Origin of the sequence: Streptomyces longwoodensis (genome assembly GCF_001514125.1) — a bacterium.
GTDB lineage: Bacteria > Actinomycetota > Actinomycetes > Streptomycetales > Streptomycetaceae > Streptomyces > Streptomyces longwoodensis.
The window spans coordinates 1-11,568 of record NZ_KQ948561.1; the positions used below are offsets into that span (position 1 = coordinate 1).

Annotated in this window: 10 protein-coding genes; 5 read left to right on the plus strand and 5 right to left on the minus strand. The window is 72.1% G+C overall.

What is annotated here, in order from left to right; genetic code table 11:
• The first annotated feature begins 137 nt into the window (after positions 1–137).
• From AQJ30_RS28870 to AQJ30_RS28880, 3 genes are read left to right on the plus strand one after another with little or no spacing between them, the layout of a single operon-like run.
• Positions 138–665 carry a PadR family transcriptional regulator gene (locus AQJ30_RS28870; protein ID WP_067239806.1) on the plus strand — a complete coding sequence of 176 codons (528 nt, stop codon included), beginning with the start codon at positions 138–140 and terminating at the stop codon, positions 663–665.
• Complete coding sequence (locus AQJ30_RS28875) at positions 662–1,351, plus strand: ABC transporter ATP-binding protein (protein ID WP_107119725.1); 690 nt, start codon at positions 662–664, stop codon at positions 1,349–1,351. Before AQJ30_RS28870 ends, AQJ30_RS28875 begins: the two co-directional genes overlap by 4 nt.
• Positions 1,348–3,684: an ABC transporter permease gene (locus tag AQJ30_RS28880; RefSeq protein WP_067239808.1), complete on the plus strand. Its 2,337-nt coding sequence runs from the start codon at positions 1,348–1,350 to the stop codon at positions 3,682–3,684. Before AQJ30_RS28875 ends, AQJ30_RS28880 begins: the two co-directional genes overlap by 4 nt.
• Before the next feature lie 117 nt (positions 3,685–3,801).
• Here AQJ30_RS28880 and AQJ30_RS28885 read toward each other — a convergent pair whose 3' ends face one another.
• Complete coding sequence (locus AQJ30_RS28885; RefSeq protein WP_079084370.1) at positions 3,802–4,761, minus strand: LysR substrate-binding domain-containing protein; 960 nt, start codon at positions 4,759–4,761, stop codon at positions 3,802–3,804.
• 133 nt (positions 4,762–4,894) lie between these two features.
• On the opposite strand from AQJ30_RS28885, the gene AQJ30_RS28890 reads away from it, so the two are divergent.
• Positions 4,895–5,449, plus strand: a complete 555-nt coding sequence (locus tag AQJ30_RS28890; protein ID WP_067239809.1) for a peroxiredoxin — start codon at positions 4,895–4,897, stop codon at positions 5,447–5,449.
• Between the two features lie 3 nt (positions 5,450–5,452).
• Positions 5,453–5,992, plus strand: a complete 540-nt coding sequence (locus AQJ30_RS28895) for an alkyl hydroperoxide reductase (RefSeq protein WP_067239811.1) — start codon at positions 5,453–5,455, stop codon at positions 5,990–5,992.
• A gap of 36 nt (positions 5,993–6,028) precedes the next feature.
• Here the strand turns inward: AQJ30_RS28895 and AQJ30_RS28900 are convergent, their stop codons facing one another.
• The 4 genes from AQJ30_RS28900 to AQJ30_RS28915 all read right to left on the minus strand — a co-directional run bounded on the left by AQJ30_RS28900 (position 6,029) and on the right by AQJ30_RS28915 (position 11,335).
• Complete coding sequence (locus AQJ30_RS28900) at positions 6,029–7,480, minus strand: AI-2E family transporter (protein ID WP_079084371.1); 1,452 nt, start codon at positions 7,478–7,480, stop codon at positions 6,029–6,031.
• 174 nt (positions 7,481–7,654) lie between these two features.
• Positions 7,655–8,338, minus strand: coding sequence for an aggregation-promoting factor C-terminal-like domain-containing protein (locus AQJ30_RS28905; protein WP_067239814.1), 684 nt, complete (start codon positions 8,336–8,338; stop codon positions 7,655–7,657).
• A gap of 422 nt (positions 8,339–8,760) precedes the next feature.
• On the minus strand, positions 8,761–10,086 hold the full coding sequence (gene phoH2, locus AQJ30_RS28910) for an RNA 5'-3' helicase PhoH2 (RefSeq protein ID WP_067239816.1): 1,326 nt from the start codon (positions 10,084–10,086) through the stop codon (positions 8,761–8,763).
• A 475-nt stretch (positions 10,087–10,561) separates the two neighbouring features.
• Positions 10,562–11,335, minus strand: a complete 774-nt coding sequence (locus tag AQJ30_RS28915; RefSeq protein ID WP_067239817.1) for an isoprenyl transferase — start codon at positions 11,333–11,335, stop codon at positions 10,562–10,564.
• Positions 11,336–11,568 lie beyond the last annotated feature (233 nt).

The following is an 11,568-nucleotide window of genomic DNA, read 5'->3' on the forward strand; positions in this document are numbered from 1 at the left end:
CACCCACCCACCACCACCTCGCCGCCGTGTAGCGAAACCGTGACAATCGCCCCCCACCTGCGGGGCCGCACCCCCCGCCACCACCTCTGCACGCGGCGTATACACCTCGCGTATACACCGCGTGTACAGTCATCGGCATGTCCATCGGTCACACCCTCCTAGGGCTCCTGGAGTCCGGGCCCCGCCACGGCTACGACCTCAAGCGGGCCTTCGACGAGAAGTTCGGTCACGACCGGCCGCTGCACTACGGCCAGGTCTACTCCACGATGTCCCGCCTGCTGAAGCACGGCTTCGTCGAGGTCGACGGCATCGAGGCGGGCGGCGGTCCCGAGCGCAAGCGGTACGCCATCACCGACGCCGGGATCACCGACGTCGAGCAGTGGCTCGCGACGCCGGAGAAGCCCGAGCCCTACCTCCAGTCGACGCTCTACACCAAGGTCGTCCTGGCGCTGCTCACCCACCGCGACGCGGCCGACGTCCTCGACACCCAGCGTGCCGAGCACCTGCGCAGCATGCGGATCCTCACCGACCGCAAGCGCAAGGGCGACCTCGCCGACCAGCTGATCTGCGACCACGCGCTGTTCCACCTGGAGGCCGACCTGCGCTGGCTGGAACTGACCGCCGCCCGGCTGGAGAAGCTGCGCGAGGCGGTGGTGGCCCCGTGATCGCCCCCGCCGGTTCCCTGCTGGCCGCCCACGACCTGCGCAAGGCCTACGGGCCGACCGTCGCGCTGGACGGCGCCGAGTTCTCCATCCACCCGGGCGAGGTCGTCGCCGTCATGGGGCCCTCCGGCTCCGGCAAGTCGACGCTGCTGCACTGCCTCGCCGGCATCGTGCCGCCCGACTCGGGCTCCATCACCTACGACGGACGGGAGATGGCGACGATGAGCGACGCCCAGCGCAGCGCGCTGCGGCGCAGCGAGTTCGGTTTCGTCTTCCAGTTCGGCCAGCTGGTGCCCGAGTTGACGTGCGTGGAGAACGTGGCGCTGCCGCTGCGGCTGAACGGCACCTCCCGCAAGGAGGCCGAGCGGGCCGCGCTCGACTGGATGCAGCGGCTGGAGGTCGACGACCTGCGCGGCAAGCGGCCCGGCGAGGTCTCCGGCGGCCAGGGGCAGCGGGTCGCGGTCGCGCGGGCGCTGGTCACCGGGCCCCGGGTGCTGTTCGCCGACGAGCCGACCGGCGCGCTCGACTCGCTCAACGGCGAGCGCGTGATGGAGCTGCTGACCGACGCCGCCCGCTCCACGAACGCGGCCGTCGTGCTGGTCACGCACGAGGCGCGGGTCGCCGCCTACTCGGATCGCGAGATCGTCGTGCGTGACGGCAGGTCACGGGACATGGAGCGGGCCGTATGAGCCCCGCCGGGTGGGGCCGCGACCTGCGGCTGGGTCTGCGGTTCGCCTTCTCCGGGGGGCGCGAGGGGTGGCTGCGGGTCACGCTGACGGCCGTCGGCGTGGGGCTCGGGGTGGCGCTGCTGCTGCTCTCGACCGCCCTGCCGAACGCCCTCTCGGTCCGCGACCACCGCGAGAGGGACCGCTCCGACTACACGTACTCCCAGACGCCCCCGCCCCGGGGTGACGACACGTTCGTGATCGCGGACACCAATACCACGTTCCACGACAAGGACGTGCGCGGACGGCTCGTGGAGCCGGAAGGGCCGAAGGCGCCGCCGCCGCCCGGCGTGGACACGTACCCGGCGCGCGGCGAGATGGTGGTCTCGCCGGCACTGGAGGAACTGCTCCGCTCCGACGACGCGGCCCTGCTGCGCCAGCGACTGCCGTACAAGGTGGTCGGGACCATCCACGAGAGCGGGCTGATCGGCTCGCACGAACTCGCCTACTACGCGGGGGCATCGGGGCTGGCGGACCGGATCGACGGCTCGCAGGTGGCGCGGCTGAAGGAGTACGGCAGCCCCAACCCGGTCGCCGAGCGGGCCGATCCGGTGCTGGTGCTGCTCAACCTGGTCGTGATCGTCGTGCTGTTGATGCCGGTCGCGGTGTTCATCGCTGCGGCGGTGCGCGTCGGCGGCGAGCGGCGCGACCGGCGGCTCGCGGCGCTGCGGCTGGTCGGTTCCGACAGCGCGATGACCCGGCGCATCGCGGCGGGCGAGGCGCTCGCCGGGGCGCTGCTCGGACTGGTGCTGGGAGCCGGGTTCTTCTGGGTCGGCCGGGAGGTGGCCGGCTCGGTGGAGGTCATGGGAGTGAGCGTGTTCCCCAGCTACCTCAACCCCTCCCCGCTGCTGGCCGCGCTGGTCGCGGTCGCCGTCCCGGCGGCCGCCGTGCTGGTCACGCTGCTCGCGCTGCGCGGGGTGGTCATCGAGCCGCTCGGCGTGGTCCGTACGGCGAAGCCCGCGCGGCGCCGGCTGTGGTGGCGGCTGCTGCTGCCGGTGGCGGGCCTCGGGATGCTCGCACCGATGATCGGCAAGGGCCGTGGCGACGGGGAGTTCAACCAGTACCTGGTGACCGCCGGCGTGCTGCTGCTCCTGGTGGGCGTGACCGCGCTGCTGCCGTGGCTGGTGGAGACGGTCGTCGCCCGGCTGGGCTCCGGCGGAGTGGCCTGGCAACTCGCCGTGCGCCGACTCCAGTTGAGCAGCGGTACGGCGGCCCGGATGGTCAACGGCATCGCGGTTGCGGTGGCCGGGGCGATCGCCCTGCAGATGCTGTTCGCGGGCGTCGACGCCGACTACACCAAGAGCACCGGCAAGGACGTCCAACGGGCGCAGATGCAGCTGTCCGTGCCGGACGGCCGGTCCCTGGCCACGGAGAGCGCGCGGTTCACCGCGACCAAGGGCGTACGGCGCGTGATCGCACTGTCCGAGGGCTCCCTCGGGGACGCCGCGTGGGGGACGGACAGCGGACCGGCGAAGTCCACCCAGGTCACCGTGGGCAGTTGCGCGGCCCTGCGCGAGGTGGCGGCCCTACCGACGTGCCGCGACGGCGACGCGTTCGCCCTGCACGGCGCCGAGTACGACACGGACACCGCGACACTGGCCACGCCCGGCCGCGTCCTGCACTTCTCGCCCCGCGGGGACGAGGGCCCGGACGTCACCTGGACGGTCCCGGCGGGCGTGCGGCGGGCGGAGACCGTGGTCGACCCGACGGGCATGCGGCGCGGCGGTTTCCTGCTGACCCCGTCCGCGCTGCCCGCGAAGGCCGCCGCGCAGGTCTCGGGTCAGCTGTACCTGTCGCTCGACCCGACGGTGCCGGAGGCGGCCGAGTACGTGCGCAACGTCGCGGTGTCGATGGACCCGCTGCAGAACCCGTCGGTGTGGTCGGCGACCGAGCGCTCCCGCGGCTACGACTCGATCCGCACCGGGCTGCTGGTCGGCGCGGTCTGCGTGCTGGCGCTGATCGGGGCCAGCCTGCTGGTGTCCCAGCTGGAGCAGTTGCGCGAGCGGCGCAAGCTGCTGTCGTCGCTGGTCGCCTTCGGCACCCGGCGGCGCACGCTGAGCCTGTCGGTGCTGTGGCAGACGGCGATCCCGGTCACGCTGGGGCTGCTGCTGTCGCTGGCGGTCGGGCTGGCGCTGGGCGCGGTGCTGCTGCGGATGACGGGCACCGGCGTCACGGTGGACTGGACGAGCGTGCTGTCGATGTCCGGGGCCGGCGCCGGGGTGGTCCTCGCGGTGACCCTGCTGAGCCTGCCCCCGCTGCTGCGCCTGATGCGGCCGGACGGCCTCCGCACGGAGTGACCGCCCACAGCGAAGGCCCCACCCCTCGACCGGGGGTGGGGCCCGCTGTGCGTGGCGGCCCGGCCGTGCGTGCTCCGGCCGGAGGGGACGGCGCGCGGTGGGGGCCCGGGCGCGGCCTCAGGCCTCCGCGGACAGCACCCGCACCGGCAGGGGGCGCAGGGCCCCGCGCAGGGCAGTGGCGAGTTCCTCGTACTCCGCGGAGCGGGCCGCGCCGGTGCGCATGGCGAGGGCGACCCGGCGGCTCGGGGCGGGGTCGGCGAAGGACGCGGTGAGCAGCCGGCTGGACCGGCCGGCCTCCAGGGCGAGCGCGGTGCGCGGCAGCAGCGTGCAGCCCAGGCCCCCGGCGACCAGCTGGACCAGGGTGGACAGCCCGGCGGCGGTGGTGGTGACCGGGGCGTCCTCGCGCCCGGCCTCGCGGCAGATGTCCAGGGCCTGGTCGCGCAGGCAGTGCCCCTCGTCCAGGAGCAGCAGGGTGAGCTCCTTCAACGCCTCGCGCGGGATGCCCTCCCGGCCGCCGAGCCGGTGCCCGGGCGGGGTGACGAGCACGAAGTCCTCGTCGTAGAGCGGGAGTTCCACGACGCCCGGGACGCCGAGCGGGACGGCGAGCAGCAGCAGGTCGAGGCGGCCGCTGTGCAGGCCGTCGACGAGCGTGGCGGTCTGCTCCTCGTGCACCTGGAGGTCGAGGTGCGGGTAGCGGTCGTGGACGAGGTGGAGGACGGTCGGCAGCAGGTACGGCGCGACGGTCGGGATCACCCCGAGGCGCAGCACCCCGGTGAACGGCGCCCGCACCGCCTCCGCCTCCTCCAGCAGCGCCCCGACCTCGTCGAGGACCGCCTTGGCCCGCACGGCCAGCCGCTCACCGGCGGGCGAGAGCAGCACCTTGCGCGTCGTACGCTCCAGGAGGGTCACCCCGAGCACCTCCTCCAGCGCGGAGACGGACCCGGACAGCGCGGGCTGGCTCATGCCGATGGCCGCGGCCGCGTCCCGGAAGTGGAGGTGCTCGGCGACGGCCGCGAACGCCCGCAGCTGGGCGAGACTGGGCTGCCGCCTCCGGGCACCCGCATTACCCACGGTCACTGATAGCTACCTCCGATCAACCCGCCCCAGTGTAGCTATTTCCCGAATCAATGCACCGTGTGCCACGATCGGGCACGTCCAACCCCTGGGACACGCCCGCGATCCGGGTGTCTCCCCGCTGCAAGGAGAGTTAGTGCTCACTGTCGGTGACAAGTTTCCCGAGTTCGAACTGACCGCCTGCGTCTCGCTCGAGAAGGGCAAGGAGTTCGAGGAGATCCACCACAAGTCCTACGAGGGCAAGTGGCTCGTGGTCTTCGCGTGGCCGAAGGACTTCACCTTCGTGTGCCCGACCGAGATCGCCGCGTTCGGGAAGCTGAACGACGAGTTCGCCGACCGCGACGCCCAGATCCTCGGCTTCTCCGGCGACTCCGAGTTCGTCCACCACGCCTGGCGCAAGGACCACCCGGACCTGACCGACCTGCCGTTCCCGATGATGGCGGACTCCAAGCACGAGCTGATGCGCGCCCTCGGCATCGAGGGTGAGGACGGCTTCGCCCAGCGCGCCGTCTTCGTCGTCGACCCGAACCGCGAGATCCAGTTCACGATGGTCACCGCGGGCTCCGTCGGCCGCAACCCCAAGGAGGTCCTGCGGGTCCTCGACGCCCTGCAGACCGACGAGCTCTGCCCCTGCAACTGGAGCAAGGGCGACGAGACCCTCGACCCGGTCGCGCTGCTGGCGGGTGAGTGAGGCATGTCCCTCGACTCCCTCAAGGCCCGGGTCCCGGACCACGCCAAGGACCTGAAGCTCAACCTGGGCTCGGTCATCGGCAACTCCGACCTGCCCGCGCAGCAGTTGTGGGGCACCGTGCTGGCGACCGCGATCGCCGCGCGCTCCCCCCTCGTCCTGCGTGAGCTGGCGCCGGAGGCGAAGGCCAACCTCTCGCCGGAGGCGTACACCGCGGCCAAGGCCGCCGCCGCCGTCATGTCGATGAACAACGTCTTCTACCGCACCCGGCACCTGCTGTCGGACCACGAGTACGGCACCCTGCGGGCCGGCCTGCGGATGAACGTCATCGGCAACCCGGGCGTCGACAAGGTCGACTTTGAGCTGTGGTCGTTCGCCGTGTCCGCGATCAACGGCTGCGGGATGTGCCTCGACTCGCACGAGCAGGTGCTGCGCAAGGCGGGCCTGGAGCGCGACGTGATCCAGGAAGCGTTCAAGATCGCCTCCGTGGTGCAGGCCGTCGCCGTCACGCTGGAGGCGGAGGCCGTCCTGGCCGACGTCGAGTAGACGCCGGCCCGCCGAGGACCACCCCCGGGACCCCGCTCACGCCTCGTGGGCGGGGTCCTTCGCGTCCGGGAGGTCCTTCACGTCCACCGCCGAGCCGCCGTCCCCGGCCGGGGTGGCGCCGGGCACCTCGCCGACCGGGACGACCGGCTCGGCCGGCTGGTGCGGCACCGGGGGCTCCTGCCCGCCGCCGGGGACCGCGCCGGGACCGCCGGCCACGGCCGGGACCGCCTCGGCCCCCACGTCCTGCGCGTCGTCCACCTCACCGCGCGCGTAGGCGTGCAGGTAGCTCACGACCGTGTTCGTCACCGCCACCAGCGGTACGGCCACCACGGCACCGCCGATGCCGGCGATCATGCCGCCCGCCGCCACCGTGAGCACCACCGCCAGCGGGTGCACCCGCACCGCGCGGCCGAGGATGAAGGGCTGCAGGATGTGGCCCTCGATCTGCTGGACCGCCAGGACGACCGCGAGGGTCATCACCGCGGTGAACACGCCCTGCGTCACCAGGGCCACGACCACGGCGAGCGCGCCGGAGGCGACCGCGCCGACGAGCGGGATGAACGAGAACAGGAAGATGAACACCGCGAGCGGCACGGCCATCGGCACGTCGAGGAAGTAGATGCCGATCCCGATGAAGATCGCGTCGATCAGGGCCACCAGGACCGTGCCCCGCACGTACGCGGTGAGCGTGGTCCAGGCCCGCGGGCCGGCGCCGGCCACGCCCGGACGGGCCGCGGCGGGGACCAGCTTGAGGGTCCACTCCCAGATGCGCTTGCCGTCGTAGAGCAGGAAGAGCGTCGAGAAGAAGGCCAGCAGTATGCCGGTCAGCGCCTCGACGACGACGGTGACGCCCTCCAGGCCGGCCGACGTTATCTCGTCGGTGTTGGCGCCGATCGCGTCGCGCAGGTTCTTGGCGATGCCGTTGATCTGCTTGTCGGTGACGTGGAACGGGCTGTTGAGCAGCCAGCGGCGCAGGTCGTCGATGCCGTCCTGGACCTGGTCGGAGAGGTTGTCGATGTTCTCCATGACCTGCCAGGTCACGAACCAGCCCATCAGCCCGATGACCACGAAGCCGAGTATGGCGGTGAGCGCGGTGGCCAGCCCCCGGGGCACGCCCTTGCGCCTCAGCCGGGCCACGGTCGGTTCGAGGAGCGCGGTCAGCAGCAGCGCCACCACGAAGGCCAGCACCACCAGTTGGACGGCGCTGATGACCCGCATGAGGATCCAGACGGTGCCGGCGAGCACCAGCAGCCGCCAGCCGGCCTCGGCGGCGACCCGTACGCCCCAGGGCACGGCCTGCGCCGGGTCGGGGCGGACGGCGGGCGGTGCGGGCGCGGCGGGCCTGCGGGCGGCCGCAGGGGGCGCCGCCGCGGGTTCGGGCTCGTCCCCGCTCTCGCGGCGGACCTCGGCGCGGCGCTCGTCGAGCCGCTCACCCATTTCGCTCAGACCCGCTCCCAGGCGGCCGAGCCACCCTGGTACTCGTGACATGATCCGTCCTCTTCCCCCGAGTCCCCGGGTCCAGTCCACCACTCCCCCCAGGAGTCGTTCCGGTGTACGACCGTACAGGGCGACAGCCCCTCCCCCTAGGACGGGGAGGGGCTGTCGGAGGTTGAGAACGGACCACCGGGTCGCGGGCGACCGACGGGCCGGGGGCCGGCGGGCCTAGTACCAGTGGTTGGCCTGCCAGAAGTTCCAGGCGTCGCACGGGCTGCCGTAGCGGCTGTCCATGTAGTTCAGGCCCCACTTGATCTGGGTGGCCGGGTTGGTCTGCCAGTCGGCGCCGACCGAGGACATCTTGGAGCCGGGCAGGGCCTGGAAGAGGCCGTAGGCGCCGGAGGAGGCGTTGACCGCGCGGTAGTTCCAGCTCGACTCGTGGTCCACGATGTTGCTGAAGCACTGGAACTGGCCGCTGGGCACCATCTGACGGGCCATGGCCTGGATCTGGGAGACCGAGTAGGAGCTCAGGACCGGGAAGTCACCCGCGCTGCGGCTGGCCTTGACCTTGGCCTCCGCGCGCTCCTTGGCGGCCTTCTCGGCCTGCTCGGCGGCTTCCTTCTTCGCGATGGCGGTCTCGGCGGCGGCCTTGCGGGCCGCTTCCTCGGCGTCCTTCTTGGCGGTCTCGTCGGCAGCGATGGCCTGGAAGGTGGCCTGCTGCGTCAGGGACGCGGTCTGCACCTGGGCCTGCTGGCCCGCGGGGATGTCCGCGAGCAGCGTCGCATCGCTTGCCGTCGCCTCTGCGTCGTTGGGCTGCGCGGTGCTGCCCGAGGCAACGCCGACGACGCTTCCGACGGCGGTGACCGCCGTGGCCGAGGCCACTGCGAATCCCCGGACCGAGATCCGGCTCACACGGTTTCCTTCCAGCATCGCCCGCTTCGGTGACCCTCGCGGACGCAATCGTGCCCCTGACACTGGCCTCCCAACTGCGGGTCACGGAGGCACGGGCCCGGTGGGCGACTCCTCCGGGGGAGCGCCGTGTGGTGCGCGGGCGGCATACGACATCGCTATGCAGTTGGAGGTACTGACGTGGTCCTGTACCGCTGGGGGTACAGCTGTGTCGTATGCGGGGCCTGACAGGAAGGAGACTCTGCCGTACCCCGACGCCGCGAGGCAATTCCGAGTTGCGTGTGAAAGCTCACATCCCGTTTGGCTCCGGGGATTTCACCGAACGCCCGCATGCGGAGGCGCCGCCCCGCTAGGCTTTCGGCCTTTGCGGGACGGCGCCAACACACCGCCCGGGCCCGGCAGTTGCCGGGTTCCTCCCGGATCGGTCAGATGTTCACGTCTTCGAGCATCTCCGTCACGAGCGCGGCGATCTGGGACCTCTCGGACCGGTTCAGGGTGACGTGGGCGAAGAGCGGATGTCCCTTCAGCTTCTCCACCACGGCGACCACGCCGTCGTAACGGCCCACCCGCAGGTTGTCCCGTTGCGCCACGTCATGGGTCAGCACGACCCGCGAATTGGCGCCGATCCGGGACAGAACGGTCAGCAGCACGTTCCGTTCGAGCGACTGCGCCTCGTCGACGATCACGAAGGCGTCGTGCAGGGAACGGCCGCGGATGTGCGTCAGCGGCAGCACCTCCAGCATGCCGCGGGCGGTGACCTCCTCGATGACCTCGCGGCTGGTGACCGCGGACAGCGTGTCGAAGACCGCCTGCGCCCAGGGGCTCATCTTCTCCGCCTCGGTGCCGGGCAGGTAGCCGAGCTCCTGCCCGCCCACCGCGTACAGCGGACGGAAGACCATCACCTTCTGGTGCTGGCGGCGCTCCAGCACCGCCTCCAGGCCGGCGCACAGCGCGAGCGCCGACTTGCCGGTGCCGGCCCGGCCACCCATCGACACGATCCCGACGTCCGGGTCGAGCAGCAGGTCGAGCGCGATGCGCTGCTCGGCGCTGCGGCCCTTGATGCCGAACGCCTCACGGTCGCCGCGGACCAGCCGGACGTTGCCCTCGGGGGTCACCCGGCCGAGTGCCTTGCCCCGCTCCGACTGGATGGTCAGACCGGTGTGCACGGGGAGTTCGGCGGCCTCCGGGGCGTAGACGTGCCCCTCCTCGAACAGGACGTCCACCTGCTCGCCGGGCAGCGTCAGCTCGGACATGCCGGTCCAGCCGGAGTTCTCCGTGATGGCGAGCTCGGCGCGGTACTCCTCGGCCAGCAGGCCGACGGAGGACGCCTTGATCCTGAGCGGCAGGTCCTTCGACACGACGGTGACGTCGAACCCCTCCGCCTGCAGGTTGCGGGCGACCGCGAGGATGCGGGAGTCGTTGTCCCCCAGGCGGTAGCCGCTGGGCAGCACGCTGGGGTCCGAGTGGTTGAGCTCGACACGCACGGTCCCGCCCAGCTCCCCGATGGGGATGGGGGCGTCGAGACGGCCGTACTTCACCCGGTAGTCGTCGAGCAGGCGCAGGGCCTGCCGGGCGAAGTACCCGAGTTCGGGATGGTGCCGCTTGGCCTCCAGCTCCGTCACCACGACGATGGGGAGCACGACCTCGTGCTCGTCGAAGCGGGTGAGGGCGTGCGGGTCGGCCAGCAGGACGCTGGTGTCGAGGACGTAGGTGCGCCGGTCTGGCTTGGGGCGCTTTGTGCTGGTCACCACGGAAGGACGTACCCCCTCGGATGAGGTCGGGGAGCGACGAGGTGGAAGCCGGGCCGGGAGGGTGGGGGCATCCAGGCCGGTCGGCGGCCCTCGCACACGGCGGGCCGAGAACCGGCCCTCCGCGGCTGCTTCCGTGCTGTGACCGCACGGTGGGGCTGGTGCAAAGGGCCTCCCGGGCGGACGGCCCCGAGCCGTCCGCTGAGATCCGACACCCGTGGTTCGGGTGTCGACCTGTCTGGGTTATGCCCTCGAACGAGCGCCGCCATGCAACGCCCCGGGGCGGCGCACCGGTGAACTCCTCGTGAAGGGAGCGGCACGAGGGGTGGACGGGGGCCTCGTGGGGGCGGTGTGGCGCGGTCGCGGTGGCGGGCGGGATGGCGAGTGCGAACGGGAGCGCCGGGTCCGGGGAGACTCGCCGCACCCGCCGTGGGTGCTTTTTGCGCCGCGCGGGCGGGCCGCTCCCCCGAGTGGTCCGTCAGCCGCCGAAGCGGCGGTGGCGGGCCGCGTAGTCGCGCAGGGCGCGCAGGAAGTCGACCTTGCGGAAGGCCGGCCAGAAGACCTCGCAGAAGTAGTACTCCGAGTGCGCGGTCTGCCACAGCATGAACCCGGACAGCCGCTGCTCGCCGCTGGTGCGGATCACCAGGTCGGGGTCGGGCTGGTCGCCCGTGTAGAGGTGGCGGCCGATCATGTCGATGTCGACGGACTCGGCGAGCCGCTCGATCGGGGTCCCCCGCTCGGCCGCGTCCAGCAGCATCGAGCGCACCGCGTCGGCGATCTCCTGCCGTCCGCCGTAGCCGATGGCGACGTTGACCAGTATCCCGTCGACGTCCGCGGTGGACTCCTCGGCCTCCTTCAGCGTGCGCTGCATGCCGGAGGGGAGCAGGTCGGGCGTGCCGACGTGGTGCACGCGCCAGCGCCCGTCGGCGGCGAGGGTGCGCACGACGTCCTCGATGATGCCGAGGAGGGGGACGAGCTCGTCCTCGGGCCGGTCGAAGTTGTCCGTGGAGAGCAGCCAGAGGGTGACGACCTCGACGTCCGTCTCCGAGCACCAGCCGAGGAACTCCTCGATCTTCTCCGCCCCGGCCCGGTGGCCGTGCATCGTGCTGGAACCGGAGGCCTTCGCCCAGCGGCGGTTGCCGTCCATGATGACGCCGATGTGCTGGGGCACCTGAGCGTGGTCCAGGTGGCCTTCCACCCGGCGTGCGTAGAGCCTGACCAGCAGGCCGCGCAGCTTGTCGCGCAGGTTCACGTGATTGTCTGCCCCTCCGTGCGGAAGTGGTTCCCCGCGGGCCGCAGCCTACCTCTGCCCGGCGGCGGGAGCCGGGAACGGGTCGAGGGGCCTGGCCAGCGGAAAGCCGGTGGTGCGGGAAGCGGAGGCCGCTGTCCCCGGACATGGGTACCGCCGGGGCGGACGAAAAAACGGGCCGGTCCGTGGGGGGGAGACGGACCGGCCCGAGGGGGGGGGTTCCACCATAACCCTTC